Source organism: Prevotella sp. OH937_COT-195, from assembly GCF_003932845.1.
In the GTDB taxonomy this organism is placed as follows: Bacteria; Bacteroidota; Bacteroidia; order Bacteroidales; family Bacteroidaceae; genus Prevotella.
On record NZ_RQZH01000002.1, the window covers coordinates 200,943 to 218,276 of the forward strand.

The 17,334-nt window shown below is 45.6% G+C and carries 18 protein-coding genes; 13 read left to right on the top strand and 5 right to left on the bottom strand.

Annotated elements, in window-relative coordinates; genetic code table 11:
* Positions 1 to 85 precede the first annotated feature (85 nt).
* The 4 genes from holA to EII32_RS01940 all read left to right on the top strand — a co-directional run bounded on the left by holA (position 86) and on the right by EII32_RS01940 (position 4,229).
* Positions 86 to 1,114, top strand: coding sequence for a DNA polymerase III subunit delta (holA, locus tag EII32_RS01925; RefSeq protein ID WP_125233770.1), 1,029 nt, complete (start codon positions 86 to 88; stop codon positions 1,112 to 1,114).
* 776 nt (positions 1,115 to 1,890) lie between these two features.
* On the top strand, positions 1,891 to 2,367 hold the full coding sequence (locus EII32_RS01930; RefSeq protein WP_125233771.1) for a helix-turn-helix domain-containing protein: 477 nt from the start codon (positions 1,891 to 1,893) through the stop codon (positions 2,365 to 2,367).
* Between the two features lie 122 nt (positions 2,368 to 2,489).
* A complete protein-coding gene (locus tag EII32_RS01935; RefSeq protein WP_125233772.1) occupies positions 2,490 to 3,260 on the top strand; it encodes a dihydroorotate dehydrogenase electron transfer subunit in 771 nt (256 codons plus the stop codon).
* Between the two features lie 57 nt (positions 3,261 to 3,317).
* On the top strand, positions 3,318 to 4,229 hold the full coding sequence (locus EII32_RS01940; protein ID WP_125233773.1) for a dihydroorotate dehydrogenase: 912 nt from the start codon (positions 3,318 to 3,320) through the stop codon (positions 4,227 to 4,229).
* Positions 4,230 to 4,501: 272 nt separating this feature from the next.
* On the opposite strand, the gene aroC is transcribed toward EII32_RS01940, so the two are convergent.
* The 3 genes from aroC to EII32_RS01955 form a co-directional block, all read right to left on the bottom strand.
* Complete coding sequence (gene aroC, locus EII32_RS01945; protein WP_125233774.1) at positions 4,502 to 5,593, bottom strand: chorismate synthase; 1,092 nt, start codon at positions 5,591 to 5,593, stop codon at positions 4,502 to 4,504.
* Between the two features lie 24 nt (positions 5,594 to 5,617).
* Complete coding sequence (locus EII32_RS01950) at positions 5,618 to 6,223, bottom strand: peptidylprolyl isomerase (protein WP_125233775.1); 606 nt, start codon at positions 6,221 to 6,223, stop codon at positions 5,618 to 5,620.
* 128 nt (positions 6,224 to 6,351) lie between these two features.
* Positions 6,352 to 6,534, bottom strand: coding sequence for a hypothetical protein (locus EII32_RS01955; RefSeq protein ID WP_125233776.1), 183 nt, complete (start codon positions 6,532 to 6,534; stop codon positions 6,352 to 6,354).
* Positions 6,535 to 6,703: 169 nt separating this feature from the next.
* Here EII32_RS01955 and EII32_RS01960 point away from each other — a divergent pair, with 169 nt between their 5' ends.
* From EII32_RS01960 to EII32_RS01975, 4 genes are all read left to right on the top strand, one after another.
* Complete coding sequence (locus EII32_RS01960; protein ID WP_125233777.1) at positions 6,704 to 8,917, top strand: S8 family serine peptidase; 2,214 nt, start codon at positions 6,704 to 6,706, stop codon at positions 8,915 to 8,917.
* Positions 8,918 to 9,058: 141 nt separating this feature from the next.
* On the top strand, positions 9,059 to 9,556 hold the full coding sequence (fldA, locus tag EII32_RS01965) for a flavodoxin FldA (RefSeq protein ID WP_125233778.1): 498 nt from the start codon (positions 9,059 to 9,061) through the stop codon (positions 9,554 to 9,556).
* A gap of 12 nt (positions 9,557 to 9,568) precedes the next feature.
* Positions 9,569 to 9,931, top strand: coding sequence for a DUF2023 family protein (locus EII32_RS01970; RefSeq protein WP_199741377.1), 363 nt, complete (start codon positions 9,569 to 9,571; stop codon positions 9,929 to 9,931).
* A 632-nt stretch (positions 9,932 to 10,563) separates the two neighbouring features.
* Positions 10,564 to 10,848, top strand: coding sequence for a hypothetical protein (locus EII32_RS01975; protein WP_125233780.1), 285 nt, complete (start codon positions 10,564 to 10,566; stop codon positions 10,846 to 10,848).
* A gap of 58 nt (positions 10,849 to 10,906) precedes the next feature.
* Here the strand turns inward: EII32_RS01975 and EII32_RS01980 are convergent, their stop codons facing one another.
* Positions 10,907 to 11,320 carry a 5-fold beta-flower protein gene (locus tag EII32_RS01980; protein ID WP_125233781.1) on the bottom strand — a complete coding sequence of 138 codons (414 nt, stop codon included), beginning with the start codon at positions 11,318 to 11,320 and terminating at the stop codon, positions 10,907 to 10,909.
* Between the two features lie 260 nt (positions 11,321 to 11,580).
* Here EII32_RS01980 and EII32_RS01985 point away from each other — a divergent pair, with 260 nt between their 5' ends.
* The 5 genes from EII32_RS01985 to EII32_RS02005 all read left to right on the top strand — a co-directional run bounded on the left by EII32_RS01985 (position 11,581) and on the right by EII32_RS02005 (position 16,199).
* A complete protein-coding gene (locus tag EII32_RS01985) occupies positions 11,581 to 12,648 on the top strand; it encodes a Fic family protein (RefSeq protein ID WP_125233782.1) in 1,068 nt (355 codons plus the stop codon).
* 334 nt (positions 12,649 to 12,982) lie between these two features.
* Entirely contained in the window at positions 12,983 to 13,498 is a 516-nt protein-coding gene (locus tag EII32_RS01990) for a hypothetical protein (RefSeq protein WP_125233783.1), read from the top strand.
* Between the two features lie 42 nt (positions 13,499 to 13,540).
* Positions 13,541 to 13,996, top strand: a complete 456-nt coding sequence (locus EII32_RS01995; RefSeq protein WP_317125321.1) for an NfeD family protein — start codon at positions 13,541 to 13,543, stop codon at positions 13,994 to 13,996.
* A gap of 80 nt (positions 13,997 to 14,076) precedes the next feature.
* Positions 14,077 to 15,030 (top strand): SPFH domain-containing protein, encoded by a 954-nt coding sequence (locus tag EII32_RS02000; RefSeq protein WP_125233784.1) that lies wholly within the window; start codon positions 14,077 to 14,079, stop codon positions 15,028 to 15,030.
* 83 nt (positions 15,031 to 15,113) lie between these two features.
* Positions 15,114 to 16,199, top strand: coding sequence for a UDP-N-acetyl glucosamine 2-epimerase (locus EII32_RS02005; RefSeq protein ID WP_125233785.1), 1,086 nt, complete (start codon positions 15,114 to 15,116; stop codon positions 16,197 to 16,199).
* A 119-nt stretch (positions 16,200 to 16,318) separates the two neighbouring features.
* Here the strand turns inward: EII32_RS02005 and EII32_RS02010 are convergent, their stop codons facing one another.
* A complete protein-coding gene (locus tag EII32_RS02010) occupies positions 16,319 to 17,326 on the bottom strand; it encodes an endonuclease/exonuclease/phosphatase family protein (protein ID WP_125233786.1) in 1,008 nt (335 codons plus the stop codon).
* Between the last annotated feature and the right edge of the window lie 8 nt (positions 17,327 to 17,334).

Consider the following 17,334-nt stretch of genomic DNA (forward strand, 5'->3'; position numbering starts at 1 on the left):
TTTATTAACTTTGTAACCCAAATCTTTGAATGCCGCGTATGGCACGGCGCAAAGTTACTTATTTTAACCGAAAGAAACGAAAAATATGGCAGAAAAGAAGTCGGCTGTGTCTTTTGACAATGTGATGCGCGACTTGAAGTCGGGGAAATATGCACCTGTCTATATACTTATGGGAGAGGAAGCGTATTATATTGACCGTATATGCAACTTCATTTCTGAAAATGCGCTGAGCGAGGAAGAACGCGACTTCAACCAAACGGTGGTATTCGGAACTGACACCACGGCTGCAAAAATTGCCGACATGGCACGCCGATTCCCGATGATGGCAGAACGGCAGGTGATTGTGGTAAAGGAAGCGCAGGGCGTGAAGCAGTGGGAACGATTGGAGAGTTATCTCGAAAATCCGCTCTCAACGACTGTACTTGTAATATGCCACAAGAACGGAACGATTGACGGGCGCAAGAAAATTATCGCACTCGCACAAAAAAACGGGGTGGTGTTCACGAGCAATAAAAAGCGCGAACAAGATTTGCCACCGTTCATAGAGACATACCTGAAACAGCATGGAGCCGGAATCGACCACAAGGCGGCACAGATGATTGCCGACCACATAGGAGCCGATCTAAGTAGAATGACGGGAGAACTCGACAAATTGAGACTCGCGCTGACGGGAGAGGAGAAAATCGTTACGCCGGAACTCGTGGAGAAGAACATAGGCATAAGCAAGGATTATAATCCGTATGAACTGAGAAATGCCATCGTACAGAAAAATGTATTGAAGGCTAACCGTATAATGAAATATTTTTGCAGCAACCCAAAATCTGGAGGACCGTATATACTCATGCCGCAACTCTTCAGTTTTTTCCAGAACATGATGATTGCATACTATGCTCCGGATAAAATAAACGAGGAGGCAATGGCTCGGCATCTCGGATTGAGAAGCGGGTGGGCGGCACGCGACTACATAACGGGAATGAGAAATTACCCGGGTAGAAAGGTACTTGAAATTATTTCAAAACTACGGGAGACGGATGCTAAAATAAAGGGCATAGGGAAGGGAAATACCACCGATTCCGACCTCATGCAGGAACTCGTTTATTTCATTTTACACTGAAAAACGCCCTCGAAAAGGGCGTTTTTTTTCTATAATTGCATTTTGTCATGACACGTTTTTTTTATGTAACTCCCGTTACTTTCAGCAGGTTCGGGGAAAAACTCCTCTCCATTTCGGGGCATGGAATTATTTGTTTTGCCATCGGTTCGTAATTCTCTCGTTTTTAACGAAAAAACGCTTTATAACCAACACGATATTTATAGTTCACAATTTTTAGCATTTTGTTTTGTGAATTTACAAACACAAAACAACAAGCATCAAGCATAATATTTACAATTTAAAACATTAAATTTACCCTTTTGAAACACGAAACATGTTGCCTTGTTATATGTTTTAATATTAATATCAAAACTATTGATATGTAAACGAAATATATATCCATACATATTCTCTATACTATATATATGTAATAATCAGCGTTTTATAGCAAATAACCTTAGTTCTAAACCTACATCGAAGGTCATTTAGGCTGTAAAAAACGCATAATCGTAATATTACACTCCCAAGATGCCTTAATAACCGAATAATAACCAATATATTATAAAATACCAATAAACAATGGATTTGTAGCGATTTAGTAATCGAAATTCATGTTTGTATATGTAAATCCACAAATTCAAATTAGTAAATTCGGGATTTGAAAATTTGAATTCAAAAAGTAATAATTTGCAATATAAAATTTATTTCTTAAAATTTGGATATTTAAATAATACGCTTTACCTTTGTAAACTGAAAGAAAAAACGCCAAAAATGGCAAAAAACAGCCCTATCAGCAGATGAAAGACAGAATCAGACAGATAATGGAGAGTCAACACATGACTCAACAGACGTTCGCACAGTTCATCGGAATATCACCCGCGGCACTGAGCAGTATTTTCAATGGTCGCACGAATGCGACACTAAACACCGTGGAAGCCATTAAGTCGAAACTGCCGAAACTGAACAGCGATTGGTTGCTGTTCGGCAAGGGAAAGATGTACGAAGTTGATGATACGGGTGACAACACTGATATTCCGGATGGTCGTACACAAGGAGAACCCATGCTCGATTTCGGTGAGTCGGATGCCGGCGGCATCTCCGGTGTTACCCGGTCATCGTCCGCCAATGTAGGTGTGCGTATGCAACAGGTGTCGCAGAGACAGACGGTGAAGCCCGAAGTAAAATATGTAGAGCGTCCGCAAAGGCAGATAACCGAAATAAGGGTATATTTCGATGACCTCACCTACGAGACCTTTGTACCAAAGAGTAAGTAGGAAGTACCTGCATCTTGCTTTTAAAACATACGCTGGTATGGTGTGAATTAATTTTGTTTTTTATTACGATATACAATTAATTCTCGTTTTTTTTGTCTAAATTTGCCAAAAACTTTTGGCGAATGAAGAAATATATCCTTGACCTTACGGTTTCCGATGTGTGCAATATTAATGAAAGGTATGTCCTTGTCAAACTCACACACAGCGAGAAACTGCCTGCCATGTTGCCGGGACAGTTTGCAGAGGTGCGGGTGGATAACTCGCCCACGACATATCTGCGCCGTCCCATTTCGATCAATCTTGTAGATCGCGAGCGCAACGAACTATGGCTTCTCATAGCCGCCGTAGGCGACGGTACGCGCCGTCTTTCCTCGTTGGTAAAGGGCGGAACACTGAACTGCGTACTGCCGTTGGGACGCGGATTTACGTTGCCGCAGACTGCAGATGCCCGGGTACTGCTTGTCGGTGGAGGCGTAGGTGTCGCTCCGTTGCTGTATATGGGCATGGTGATGCGTGAGAGAGGCATCGCGCCAACGTTTCTTCTCGGTGCGCGCCGGGCTGCCGATTTGCTTCTTGTTGACGAATTTCGCAAGTATGGCAGGGTGTTTGTGACCACAGAAGACGGTTCTGAAGGCGAGCGTGGTTTTGTCACGGATCACAGCATATTGCGCAATGAACGTTTCACGATGATAAATACATGCGGACCGAAGCCCATGATGATGGCCATGGCTCGTTATGCCGCAGATAATGGGATAGAGTGCGAGGCGAGCCTTGAGAATTGCATGGCATGCGGTGTAGGTGCGTGTCTTTGTTGTGTGGAAGATACCACGGAGGGCAATGTTTGTGTTTGCACGGAAGGTCCGGTATTCAACATAAGGCAGTTGAAATGGTGAATTTGATAGAAATTCCCTATATACAATATATATAATAGCGGTTAATAAAGAGAGAATATGGCTGATATAAGCGTTAATATAGGTGGGATACGGATGAAGAATCCCGTGATGACGGCATCCGGCACGTTTGGTTACGGACCGGAGTTTGCCGATTTCGTTCCGTTGGAAGAGATTGGCGGCATAATTGTCAAAGGAACAACACTTCACCCACGGCAGGGCAATCCCTACCCGAGAATGGCAGAGACGGCGCGTGGAATGTTGAATTGCGTGGGCTTGCAGAACAAGGGCGTTGACTATTTTTGCGAACATATCTATCCGGAAGTGGCTAGGATCGACACAAATATTATTGTGAACGTGAGCGGGTCGAGCATAGACGATTATGCCGAGTGTGCCGCAAGGATAGACGCTTTGGAGCATATTCCCGGGATAGAACTTAACATCTCCTGCCCCAACGTAAAGCAGGGAGGCATGGCGTTCGGCGTGACATGCGAAGGTGCGGCAAGTGTTGTGCGTGCCGTTAGAGAACGTTATGGCAAGACATTGATAGTGAAACTTTCGCCAAACGTTACCAACATAGCCGACATAGCGCGTGCCGTGGAAGCCGAGGGAGCCGATGGTGTGTCGCTCATAAACACCATAATGGGCATGGCAATCGACATCGAGAAACACCGTCCCGTTCTAAGCATCGCCACCGGCGGACTGAGCGGTCCTGCCGTCAAGCCCGTCGCGCTGCGCATGGTGTGGCAGGTGGCAAAGGCGGTCAATATCCCTGTCGTGGGACTGGGTGGTATATCAGATGCCAACGATGCCATAGAGTTCCTCATGGCAGGTGCAACGGCCATTGAGATAGGCACTGCAAATTTCATAGATCCGCAGGTAACGGTAAAGGTGGCACGCGGCATAAACGAATGGCTCGATGCCCACGGTTGCCGTGACGTAAGCGAGATAATAGGTGCATTGGAGGATTGAGTCACTCCACATATTGCAAAATAAGGGCGGCAGGCATACCATTTAAATAAGATGTGCCTGCCGTTTGCCGTTTATATGATGTCGCGCAGATACCGGCGAAATGTTTACCTTACAAAAGAGGGCGGCCAAACAGCCGCCCTCAACCAACACAAAAACTAAATTAGACTTAATTGACAGTCGTGATTTTCACAAACCTCCGCTGTCTGAATGCAAAGTTACTATTATTTTTTTTATTTGCAATTTTTTTCCATGTTTTTTTGCTTTATATTGAATTAAGAGCAAATTTTTACAGTTTTTGAGATTAAATAGTGGTCGAGAATGGTAATTGCTGCCATAGCCTCCACTATCGGTACTGCTCTTGGCACGACACAGGGGTCGTGTCTTCCGGTTGCCCTCATCGTAGTTTCGTTACCTTCAACGTCAACGGTAGGTTGTTCCATCATTATCGTTGCCACCGGCTTGAAAGCCACGCGGAAGAAAATATCTTGTCCGTTGCTTATTCCGCCCTGTATTCCACCACTGTGATTTGTCGTCGTGTCAATCCTTTCGCCCTTGCCGTTGCATATTTTGAATATGTCGTTGTTCCGGCTTCCGCGTGCGAAAGCACTGTCGAAACCGTCTCCGTATTCAAAGCCTTTTGCAGCGTTTATGCTCAGCATTGCAGCACCGAGGTCGGCATGCAGTTTCCCGAACTCCGGTTCTCCGAGCCCTGCGGGACACCCTTTTACTACACATGTCACCACTCCTCCCACGGTGTCGCCTTCGTTTTTTACCTGTGTTATTAAACGTTCCATCATTACGGCCTTGTCCGCATCGGGGCATCTAACTGCGTTTGTCTCTGTCTGCGAGAGGTCGTACTGTGTGTAGTCACTGTCGAGCGTGATGTCTGCCACCTGCGATGTGTATGCCGCGATGCTTATTCCAACCCTTTTCAGTACCAATTTTGCCAATGCTCCCGCCACGCATCTGCTTATGGTTATGCGTGCCGACGAGCGTCCCCCTCCGCGATAGTCTCGCAGTCCGTACTTGTTATAATATGTGTAGTCGGCATGCGACGGACGGAATATGCCCCGTATGCTATCATAGTCTTGCGACTGTTGGTTGGCGTTGCGCACAATAAACCCTATCGGTGTTCCCGTAGATTTCCCTTCGAAAACACCGCTGAGCAGTTCCACCTTGTCCTCTTCCTTTCGGTCGGTTGTTATTTGGCTCTGCCCCGGGCGTCTTCTGTTCAGTTCGTGCTGAATGAAATCGGTGTCTATTTCAATGCCTGCCGGCATGCCATCTACTATGCCTCCGATGGCTTCGCCGTGACTTTCTCCGAATGTGGTGAGCGTGAAGATTTTGCCGAAAGTGTTGCGCATGGGGTGATGGAATTAATGGTAAAATCAGTTGCAGTCTCCGCAACTGCAACCTTCATTGCCGCAGCCGCAGCCTTCATTGTTGCAACCGCCTTCTCCGTTGTTGCATCCACCGCCGCAACCGCAGTCGCACCCTCCGCTCATCTGTGAAACCAACGACTCTATCTCGGAGTTCGTAGCCTCGCGATTTTCCACGATGTGACCGCAGAATTTGAGTGATTTGCCTGCCAACGGATAGTTTAGATCAACTTTTACGTGTTCTTTATCTACATTCACCACGGTAGCTTGAAAACGTTGTCCTTCCTCGTTGAGTAACGGCACTACTGCTCCGGGGAATATCCTCTTGTCGTCGAATTTTCCGTCAATACAGAACACGTCGCGCCCTAGTTCTATCACAGCCTCGTCGTCGTGGTCGCCGTATGCTTGTTCCTTGTCAAGTACTATTTCGAATTTCTCGCCTTTCTGTTTTCCCACCAAAGCATCTTCAAACGCAGGAAGTACCATTCCAAAACCACTAAGGAACGTATATGGAGTCTCCGTTGTCGCTTCTTCTATGAAATCTTCTTGACCGTTCTCGATGGCATACAACTTGTATGCCACTGCTAAAAACATGTTCTTGGTATTATTTTCCATTTCTTTTCATTTTGTTCTTATGGCTGCAAAGATAACGTTTTTATCTGACATTAGGCTGAAATCGTGTCAAAAAGATTACGGCATTGCACGTAATTCCGATAATTTTGCTCTGTCGCAGTATTAGTCGGTTATCTTAAATATGTGAATTTTAACCCCAATCGGTCATTAGAACCCTCAACCGATTTTGTTCGGTTGTTGAGCAGATGTGCGGCAGTTTCATCGAAGGAGTGGCGGGCTGCGTCGAGATGTAATGGCTGCGCAGATGGCAGCAAGCGGGCTAAAGCGGTTGGGAAGCGTAACAACAATAGCAAATCTAAGCAAATGCGGTCTAATGACAGATTTGGGTTTAATAGTTCTCGGAGATTTCGATTACCATGAATAATAATGTTTCTTTGTTGTGGTTTAATATTAGTTTTGTGTCTTTAAACTTGCTGTTTCCGTTTTTTTTTCTTTACTTTGCAGCAAAGAAAACATTTATTTATGAAACGCGGTTTGTTATTGTTGTTGCTCATTGCGACTGCCATTGTCGCTGTTGCACAGTCTGTTGCATTTGGCAAGATGTCGCCGATGGTGCGAATGGCTTCATTTTCTGCCGATGAGAATACCGCAGGGAGAAATTTCAATGTCGGTGTCGCAGGGCATGTTGGCAATGCAAGTATATGTGCTTTTGTGCGAATAAAGGGTGATGCCGCTGCCGTTATGGACAAGTACGGCTGTCGCACTCTCGTTTCTTTCGGTGACATACATATTGCCGATATTCCAATAGGAAACCTGCGTGCCATGGCATGCGAGCGCGATGTCGAACGTATAGAGGCTTCGCCGATGCATACCGAGTCGCTCGACAAATCGGTTACGATTATCGGTGCAGACAAAGTGCATTCCGGTACGCGTTTGCCGCAAGCGTTTACGGGCAACGGAGTAGTTGTCGGAATACAAGATATAGGATTCGACCTTACCAATCCCAATTTCTATAATGCCGACCAATCCCGATACCGCATAAAACGGTTTTGGGACATGCTGTCCACCGATACCGTGGGAAGCACGCTATATGTTGGTGCCGACTACACCACCGAGGAGGCGATACTCGGGTATAAACATTCGCGCGATGGTATCGAAAATGGTCATGGCACCTACACTCTCGGTGTGCTGGCAGGCACGGGTTACGGTACGCCTTACCGCGGTATAGCCTTCGAAAGTGACATTGTGGCGGTGAGTAATGCCGTGACGAGCGACACGATATTCATCAGCAAGCAAGACTTATATAAATATACCTCTGCCACAGACGCACTCGGTTTCAAGTATGCACTCGATTATGCGCAGTCTCAAGGAAAGCCGTGCGTTGTGTCGTTCAGCGAGGGAAGTCACCAAATGCAGGATTCCGACGAACAACTTTTCTACGAGGTGTTGCGGCAAATGAGCGGTCCGGGCAGGATAATAGTGGCTTCGGCAGGCAACGAAGGGCATTATCACACTTATATTCACAAGCCGTCGGGCAAAGAGAGTGCAGGTATGTTCCTTCAGGGAAAGGGTAGTAAGGCGTATCTTCGCATCTCTGCTGCCGGCGAGTTTGCATTCCGGCTCAATGCCTACGATGCCTCCAATGCCGTTGCAAGTGCGGAGTATAGTCTCTCGTCGGTAATTGCTTGTAACGATTCTGTTCTCAACGACACGGTTCGTCTGCATGGTTCACGCTATGTGGTAAGCCTTGCCGCTTATCCTAATGTATTCGATACCGACCGTGTAATGGTTGATGTTATGATAAAAACTACCAACGGCATGCTCGGTGTCGGGCAGCCCGTGTCGGTTCAGTTGGCAGGCAAGGAGTCTGACGTGGAACTCTACCGCATTTCCGGATATTTCATCGGGAACGGCATAGATACCTCTCTCATCGATGCAGAGAAGAGCCATACCATATATTCTCCGGGCAGTGCTCCGGGAATAATATGTGTCGGTGCCACGAGTTACCGTTCCAAATATGTTAATTACAAGGGAGAGGAACTTGGTAACGTGGATGCCGAGGAGGGTGTTTTGGCCTACTATTCCGGTCGCGGCCCAACTTTCGACGGTCGCATAAAGCCCGATGTCGTTGCCCCGGGCTCCAACATCATTACCACGTCCAACAGTTTCGTGTATGATAAATATCCATATCCAGCCTCCATGGTAAGCATCAGCGAGTTCCGCCGTCGCAAATACCCTTGGCAGGCTACGCTCGGAACTTCGTTTTCCACCCCCATGGTTTCCGGTTGCATCGCTTTGTGGCTACAAGCCGATCCGTTGCTCAACCCCGATGACGTTCTTTCGCTTTTCAGCGAGACTTGCAATCATATCGATCCGTCGCTCGAGTATCCCAACAATCTTTACGGATACGGTGAGATAGACGTATATCGGGGTTTGTTGCGCATACTCGGCATTGATGCCGTGGAAGGCATATCCGACAGTCAGCCGACATGTGTCGATTTCTGGCTTGATCGTTCGTCAACTCTGCATATTGATTTTGCCCGTCCGTCTGACTTTCCCGTACAAGTATATATATATAATGTGTCAGGAAGCATGCTCTATAAAGGAAATATAGCGGCAGGAACGGAGACGGCAGAGGTCGGCATGGACAAATTTTCCAAAGGTTTGTATGTCGTTCAATTAACCTCTCCCGATAAAACCTTGCACGGATCAACGCTTGTCAGAATTGAAAATTAATAATTTTATATACCCATTTTGTTACATCATAATAATTAGGTATTTTGTATAAACCACCATTTTTAGGTATTGCATGTATCTTTTTTTTGATTTATCTTTGCAACCGTAAATTAAAAAATAATTTTAACTGAATAACTAAAAATGGGAAAGACAATAGTTGTTTACGGTTCTTCAACCGGTACTTGCGAGGCAATCGCAGAGAAAATCGCAGAAAAAGTTGGTGCAAAAGCAATCAATGTTACCGACCTTGACACCGCAGTTTTGGCAGAAAACGATAATCTGCTCATAGGTACTTCTACATGGGGTGCAGGCGAATTGCAGGATGACTGGTATGATGGCGTGGATCTTTTGAAAGGAGCCGACCTTGCAGGAAAAGTGGTTGCAGTGTATGGTTGCGGCGACTCGGCAAGTTACAGCGACACTTTCTGTAGTGCAATGAAAGAACTCTACGATGCTGCCAAGGCAGGTGGTGCCACACTTGTGGGCGAAGTTGGAACGGAAGGATATACTTTCGACGACTCCGATGCAGTGGTGGATAACAAATTCGTGGGACTTGCTCTTGACGATATTAACGAGGACGACCAAACCGACAGCCGCATTGATGCGTGGCTCGGACAGATAAAAGACAGTCTCAAATAATAATTAATGAATATGAAAGCCGAAGTGATGCCCGTTGATATGAAAGTACTCATGAACCATATCTATGAGTATAAGAAAGGAGTGCGTAACATGGTACTCTACACTTTCAACCGCCGCTACGAGGATTTTGCCATACATCGTTTGGAGCGTCAGGGCATAAGTTACATCGTTCAGCCCGTAGGCAACGACCGGCTGAACTTGTTCTTCGGCAAAAGAGAGTGTCTTGATGCCATCAGAATGATGGTTACACGCCCTCTAAACCAATTATCGCCCGAAGAAGATTTCATTCTCGGTGCCATGCTTGGTTACGATATATGTGCTCAGTGCGAACGCTACTGCGAGCGGAAGTGCCGCACTTGCAACAAGGCACAATAAGATTAAATGTAATGCGAAACACATCTATTGGAATATAAGATAAACTTTTTAGAATCTTGTTCGCTAAATAAAATTCATAATGTTTTTGTATAATATGCTTGGGCTGTCCGTGAGGATAGCCCTTTGCGTTTTTACCGAATTTTGTGTATTTGGTTTTCGGTATGAGAAGGAGGATATGGTAAGAACTAATCGCTTATAATCTATTGCCAAAGAAACCATCAACGAACATCGAAATCATTGATAAACGCGGAATGATTGCATAATTGTTATATTGAACTTTAATATAAACAAAGATTTTAGACCAATGATATTTCGACTGAGCCTGTTTTGCTCACGAATTGAAAGATACCTCCTGCTTAGGTATAAGCAATTAGAAAAGACATCGCTTTCTTTTGTCCTCAATTACATATTCAACAAGTGCATTGGGCAGGTTGTCAAAGAAACACAAAGTTCTCAATGATGATATAATGTTCATCATGAAGTATTTACAATAATTATTATCCGGAACCGGTGTTTTATGTGAAATAATTTATATCTTTGCAACATAACATCATGTAACGTGAAGATTCTTAATTACTATATATTGCTTTTAACATACGAAATTATAATATTGACAATAACAAATATTGGTGATGAAAAAGACTTTTACGATCATATTTACGGCAGTTGCAGTATTGGCAGTGGCTTGCTTTTTATTTAATCCCGCAAAGGAGAGACATGTAGATGCGATAACGGAGCATTATGCCAAGAAACTTGATGTTGATGCAAAAGGCGCAACAGATGTCGGTTCGTACTCAAGACTTGTGCTTAATCACGCTCTTAAATATGATGATTATGTGTTTTGCAGCACGAGCAGCATGCTTGGCGAGCCGTTATCATTCGGCATAATGGGATATGTTTTTGTCCTTGACAAATAATTCAGGACATGCCACAGATATGGCATGCCCTGTATATTGGGTGTTTCCAGTTACTTTGTTAGTTTAATATGAACATTCCGAAGAAACTTATTGCAGCGGTGGTGGCTTCCTTAACGTTCTGTGCCTTTCCTGTATATGAGCCTGTTCGGTCGTAGATGTTGCCGCTTCCGTCAACCTTTCCCATGTACTCCCCCGTGCGGTCATACACGCTACCGTTGTTATCAATCTTACCCATGTACGACCCCGAGCGGTCATAGAAATTGCCTCGGTCAATCTTTCCCTTGTACGCCCCTGTGCGGTCATATATACTTCCGTTGCCATCCACTTTTCCCATGTATGCCCCTGTGCGGTCATATATTTTTCCGTCACTTTCAACTTTTCCTTTATAAGATCCGGCTCGGTCATACACGCTCTGTCCGAACGAAATCATGGGAATAAGCATCATTGCTGCCATTATCAACATTTTTTTCATAAGCCCATTTCGTTTTTATTATTAATAATAATGACATACGTTTCGTAATATCATCTGTTTATCGTTGCGAAGATAATAAAATAATTCGACGTTACATTATTTTTGATTGGAAAAGTTTTTGTTTTTCATATTCTTAACTTTAATTTTGCACTTGCTTCTTGAATCCTCTCATAACATTCTTGAAGTTAAATATTTCAAAAGGTTATAATGTTATAACTATTTTGAAGACTTTTTAGTATCTTTGCGCAAAAATCATCTGTATGAAGTATCTTAATTTAAAGAAAGCTCTTGCTGCGTGGCAGAATTTGCAGCCGTTATCTGAAAAGGATATGGAGCGGCTTAGTCGGCGTTTTACTGTGGACTTCAACTATAACAGTAACCACATCGAGGGTAATACTCTTACCTATGGTCAGACGGAGATTCTGCTGTTGTTTGGCAAGGTTATTGGTGAAGCTGATGTGAGAGACGTGCAGGAAATGACTGCCAGTAATGTGGCATTAAAGATGATGATTGAGGAAGTTGCAGTGAAGGAGATGCCACTGACTCCGAACTTTATACGTACTCTGCATAAGACGCTGTTGAGGGAGGACTATATCGTGTATCGCAACTTGCCAGGTGGTCAGCAGACAAGTTACGTTATCCATGCCGGTCAGTATAAAACCCGTCCTAATAGCGTGCTTACACGATATGGAGACCGCTTCGAATATACCTCGCCAGAGGAAACTCACGGACTGATGACAAATCTTGTGGATTGGTATAATACAGCAGAGCAGGAAGGTAAACTATCGCCTGTGGAATTAGCTGCATTGTTCCATTACCGTTATATCCGCATCCACCCGTTTGAGGATGGAAACGGACGTATTGCCCGTCTGATGGCAAACTTCATTCTGGCACGCCACGACTACCCGATGATTGTTGTGCGTAGCCGAAATAAGACAAAATACTTAGAGGCTTTATATCAGGCAGATTTAGAGGTGGGTCGGGTTCCCGGCGATGGTGCTCATGCTGACATCAAGGATATTCGTCCATTCCTAAAATACTTCAATGATTTGGTGACCACTGAAGTTTACAACGCTGTACTGTTTGTAAGTGAGAAAGATGAGAATGTTTGGTGGTATGATGGAGAACGTATAACATTCCGAACACCTAATTATACAAAAATTCTCAATGCCATGCGTACAGAACCTACACTGACTTTAGCAGATATGAAAGGAGTGACAGGCATTAGCGTGACGGCTATACAGAAACTTCTTGACCATTTGATTCAGAAGAAATACGTAGAACGTGGAGAGAAAGATGGAAGTTGGAGAGTGTTTGTAACACAGTGAGATACCATTAATACAGCATGGAAGGTAACGAAAAACTATGGCAAATTTAACTAACCGTTCCTTAAAAAGCCCACTTCACCGAAAAGTTATTCTTCTTTTTTAAGAGGCGACTATTTATGTTTTTGTCTGTTTTTCCTTTTACCATTCTCTTCACGTTTTGCTTTCGTCATACTGTCGACAGTCATTAGTTGTGCAGTCTGCCACACTCTTTATTACATACAGCGTACATACTGAAAAATAAACATAAATATACAGATAATTAATTTTGAACACCTGCTTGAAATTTGGCAGTTTGAATTCTTTTTAATATATTTGCACCGAAGAATCGACTCCCATGCCGCAGGATAATGTCAATGTGCGTGGGTGGGATATTATGCAACATCCAATAATGAATCTGCTGACTGCCATATTAAGTGCCAAACGTCCGAGCCGTATAAAAGACATGCCTGCAATGACAAACACGTTCCTTTGCAGAAAAGGATTTTCCGGGATAACGTTCTTCGGGCGGATATACACCAACAATCAGGATGTTGCCGATTCGCTCAACCGAGAATATTCGGTAATGAAAAATCACGAAATGATACATCTGAGGCAGGCGCAGAACACCGATAACAACTGGTTCCGATACTACCTCTTATACATCGTGCAATGGCTGAAAGGCATACGTCTTGACAGGAAAGGCGGCCGACTGGCATATTATCTCAATCCTTTCGAGATGGAAGCGTACCTGAACGAGAATGACATGCACTATCTCGATGAGGCAGACAATGGCACGTGCGGCTGGCGTAAATATTGCAAGATGACTTTCCCCGACCGTTACAAGTTGATGAGGAAGAGTGGAAAAATATGACAGATACCAAATTTTCGGATAATAAAACAAAGATAAAAAGAAATGGGAATATACGAATATTTTGCACAAAACTTGTGGCAGTTATGGGTGATAACGGCATTCCTGTTGCTGATACTCGAACTTACCAGCGGTGATTTCTTCATACTGTGCTTCGCCATAGGTGCAGGCATTACCACCGTTTTGTCGCTCACGGGAGTGTCCTTTTTGTGGCAGTTGCTCGCTTTTGCAGTCTTTTCAATACTCTGCATGTTCTTTGTGCGACCGGTAATGATTAAATATTTTCACCGCAACGACCCCGATCGCAAGAGCAATGCCGATGCCCTGATAGGACGTCAGGGAATGGTGAGCGAGACGATAAATGCCGATGGGCACGGACGTGTGGCAATTGACGGAGATGACTGGAAGGCCGTTTCTGCCGACAACAGTCAGATAGACAAAGGCACAAAGGTGCGTGTCGTGGGGCTGGAAAGCATAATCATAACGGTGGAGGAATGTTGAGTGTGGTAATAAAAGTCCCGAACCATATAACGACATATCCGCAAAGGCAAATATTAACAATATAATAAAAAACAATAATTATGACCACACCACTTATTGCAGCAATAGTGATAGTTTTGCTTGCACTGTTGCTTGTAAAGAAGAGTCTCGTGATAATCTCTCAGAGCGAGACAATGATAGTAGAACGTCTTGGCCGTTATCATGCAACGTTGCAGCCGGGTATAAACGTCATCATACCGTTCTTCGACCGAGCAAAAGATATAGTTACGCTGCGCAGCGGAAAATACGCGTACAGTACGACTATCGACCTGCGCGAACAAGTGTACGATTTCGACAAGCAGAACGTTATCACAAAGGATAATATTCAGATGAAAATCAATGCCTTGCTGTATTTCCAAATAGTGGATCCGTTCAAGGCGGTATATGAAATAAACAATCTTCCCAACGCCATTGAAAAACTAACGCAGACAACACTGCGTAACATAATAGGAGAATTGGAACTCGACCAGACACTGACATCGCGCGACACGATAAACACCAAACTGCGTGCGGTACTCGATGATGCCACAAACAAGTGGGGCATAAAAGTGAACCGGGTGGAACTGCAGGACATAACACCGCCGGAGAGCGTGCTGAACGCCATGGAGAAACAGATGCAGGCAGAGCGAAACAAGCGTGCAACGATACTCACGAGCGAGGGACAGAAACAGGCTGCCATATTACAGTCGGAAGGAGAAAAGACATCTACCATAAACCGTGCCGAGGCAGACAAGCAGCAGGCTATATTGAGAGCCGAGGGAGAGGCCACCGCAAAAATACGCAAGGCGGAGGCAGAGGCAGTCGCAATAGGAAAGATTACGGAGGCGGTGGGGCAGAGTACCAATCCCGCCAACTATCTGCTCGCACAGAAGTATATACAGATGATGGAGCAACTGGCAAACGGAGAACAGTCGAGAACCGTATATCTGCCGTACGAGGCAACAAACCTGCTCGGCTCGATAGGAGGAATAAAAGATTTGTTCAAGGCAGAGTAGGCTGGTGGTTAAGGAGTTTTTGAGTAGCAGATATTTCAACCACATAATTGCAAAACTCCTTGACTAATTTAAAAACCAAGAAGATGAAGAAAATATGTATAGTTGCTGGAGCGAGGCCGAATTTCATAAAGGTGGCACCGCTTATCCGCGCAATAGAGAAAACCGAAGGAATATGCTACCGACTCGTTTATACGGGGAGAAGCGATGACGACACGCTTGAGGATTCGCTGTTCAACGACCTCGGAATATCGCGTCCGGATGCTTTTCTCGAGGCAGACTGTGAGAGCCTGAACGAACTTACGGGCAAGGTAATGAGTGCTTTTGAGCATTATCTGACACAGAGTCCCGCCGATGTGGTCATCGTTGTAGATGACCTCGCATCGACAATGGCAGCCGCAATAGTGGCAAAGAAACAAGGTGCAAAACTGGCTCATCTCGTGGCAGGCACGCGTTCGTTCGACATTAACATGCCGAAAGAGATAAACCGTCTCGTTATCGACGGCTTGTCAGACCTGTTGTTTACAGCGGGAATAAGCAACAACTGCATAACAAGCAGGGAAGGAACGGAACAGAGCAGAGTGTATATGGTGGGGAACATACTCATAGACAACCTGCGTTTCAACCACGGCAGATGGTTGCGTCCCGCCGTTTTCGACGAATATTCGCTGCATGAAGGCGGATACATCGTGTTCACTCTCAACCGCAAGGCACTCATTTCCGACCGCGACAATCTGCGCGAGATGTTGACAGCCATATTGTCAAAGGCGGGCGAAACACCGGTCATTGCACCTTTGCGCAACGAGGCAAGAGCCGTTGTGAGCGACTTGCTTGGCGACATTGAGGGGGAAGACCGCGTGAGAATGGTGTCTCCGATGAGTTACCTTGAGTTCGGCTATTTGACATCTCACGCCAAAGGTGTAATAACAGACTCGGGCAATGTGGCAGAGGAAGCCACGTTCAACGGTGTGCCGTGTATAACCCTGAACAGTTATACGGAGCATACCGAGACGGTAAAAGTTGGCTCGAATGTTCTCGTGGGCGAAGATGCCGCACAGTTGTCTGCCGCGCTCGAAAGCCTTGTGGCGGGCAGATGGAAACAGTCTGACATTCCCGAACGTTGGGACGGCCGCTCGGCAGAACGCATTGTGAGCATACTTCTCAATGCTTGAGAATACTCCGTTTAATGTATGCGACATAATGCTTTCGTGCCTTTACAATTCCAATTTAGGCGGATTTGCCGAGTAATTTGGGCGAAATTGGTTTGCAATTTCGCCTGTTTTGTGTTTCATTATTCCGGCACTTCAATGTTGAATCGTGCCACGAGCGGCAGGTGGTCGCTGTATCCTCCTTTGTATCTGAACCCGTGGTATGTTCGCAGTGGTGTTTTCCCGCCGTATTTTTCATCGTCTTCGAGCAGAAAATGGTGGTCGGCAATGCGTGTGTCAGTCAGTCTTTTCACCATCTTAGGCGATGCCATTATGTGGTCTATGCTCTGCCATTCGCCTTTGAATTTGTATGTTCCTCCGGCTCCGTTGCTGCCCGTTGCTTTACATGTAATGTTCGTAATGCCGTGCCGGTACAACAAACTCGGTGCCGGGTCGTCGTGAATGTCGTTGAAATCGCCAGCAACGAGTATGGCGGCGTCGGGCGAAAGAGCATACACCGAGTCTGTTGCCGCCGCGAGTGTTTTTGCCACCTGCATACGGTTTGGTCTCGTGGCACGTTCGCCGCCGTACCTGCTCGGTGCGTGAACGACGAAAATGTGGAGCGTGTCACCGCCGATTATGGTGCCGCAGGCATATAGAATGTCGCGTGTGGGGCGCATGCCTTCGAGCGGGGCTGTGCGTATGCCGCGATGGGTAATGAGATGAAACGATGACGGACTGTACATCATTGCCACATCAATCCCGCGCACGTCGGGACTTTCGGTCATCACATATTCGTAGCGTGCCTTGCGCAACAACGACCTCTTTGCGAGGTCTCTCATCACACTGTCGTTTTCAACCTCGCATAAAGCCACGATGTCCGGCAGTCGCCATTCGTCGCCGTACTCTCCGCATGCTATTATTTCCTTGCCTATGTTGTTCAGTTTCTGCCAATACCGTTTGGGTGTCCAGTGCCTCGGACTGCCATCGAGCCACTCGGTGTCCTGTTTAAGAGAGTCGTGCGATGTGTCGAAGAGGTTCTCGCAGTTCAGTTCCACAAATGCGAACGGGTGACTGTTTCTGCCGTGTTGTTGTCCGGCTGCACTGTTTAATATAATTATGAGGCATGCCGCCGTCATAAGTCTCCTCATTACCTTTT

Coding starts and splice junctions, on each gene's coding strand:
- fldA (WP_125233778.1), top strand. CDS start 9,059: ATGGGAAAGACAATAGTTGTTTACGGTTCTTCAACCGGTACTTGCGAG.
- EII32_RS01995 (WP_317125321.1), top strand. CDS start 13,541: ATGGGAATATACGAATATTTTGCACAAAACTTGTGGCAGTTATGGGTG.
- EII32_RS01950 (WP_125233775.1), bottom strand. CDS start 6,223: ATGGAAAATAATACCAAGAACATGTTTTTAGCAGTGGCATACAAGTTG.
- EII32_RS01985 (WP_125233782.1), top strand. CDS start 11,581: ATGAAGTATCTTAATTTAAAGAAAGCTCTTGCTGCGTGGCAGAATTTG.
- EII32_RS01990 (WP_125233783.1), top strand. CDS start 12,983: ATGCCGCAGGATAATGTCAATGTGCGTGGGTGGGATATTATGCAACAT.
- holA (WP_125233770.1), top strand. CDS start 86: ATGGCAGAAAAGAAGTCGGCTGTGTCTTTTGACAATGTGATGCGCGAC.
- EII32_RS02005 (WP_125233785.1), top strand. CDS start 15,114: ATGAAGAAAATATGTATAGTTGCTGGAGCGAGGCCGAATTTCATAAAG.
- EII32_RS02010 (WP_125233786.1), bottom strand. CDS start 17,326: ATGAGGAGACTTATGACGGCGGCATGCCTCATAATTATATTAAACAGT.
- EII32_RS02000 (WP_125233784.1), top strand. CDS start 14,077: ATGACCACACCACTTATTGCAGCAATAGTGATAGTTTTGCTTGCACTG.
- EII32_RS01940 (WP_125233773.1), top strand. CDS start 3,318: ATGGCTGATATAAGCGTTAATATAGGTGGGATACGGATGAAGAATCCC.
- EII32_RS01960 (WP_125233777.1), top strand. CDS start 6,704: ATGAAACGCGGTTTGTTATTGTTGTTGCTCATTGCGACTGCCATTGTC.
- EII32_RS01930 (WP_125233771.1), top strand. CDS start 1,891: ATGAAAGACAGAATCAGACAGATAATGGAGAGTCAACACATGACTCAA.
- EII32_RS01935 (WP_125233772.1), top strand. CDS start 2,490: ATGAAGAAATATATCCTTGACCTTACGGTTTCCGATGTGTGCAATATT.
- aroC (WP_125233774.1), bottom strand. CDS start 5,593: ATGCGCAACACTTTCGGCAAAATCTTCACGCTCACCACATTCGGAGAA.
- EII32_RS01975 (WP_125233780.1), top strand. CDS start 10,564: ATGAAAAAGACTTTTACGATCATATTTACGGCAGTTGCAGTATTGGCA.
- EII32_RS01980 (WP_125233781.1), bottom strand. CDS start 11,320: ATGAAAAAAATGTTGATAATGGCAGCAATGATGCTTATTCCCATGATT.
- EII32_RS01970 (WP_199741377.1), top strand. CDS start 9,569: ATGAAAGCCGAAGTGATGCCCGTTGATATGAAAGTACTCATGAACCAT.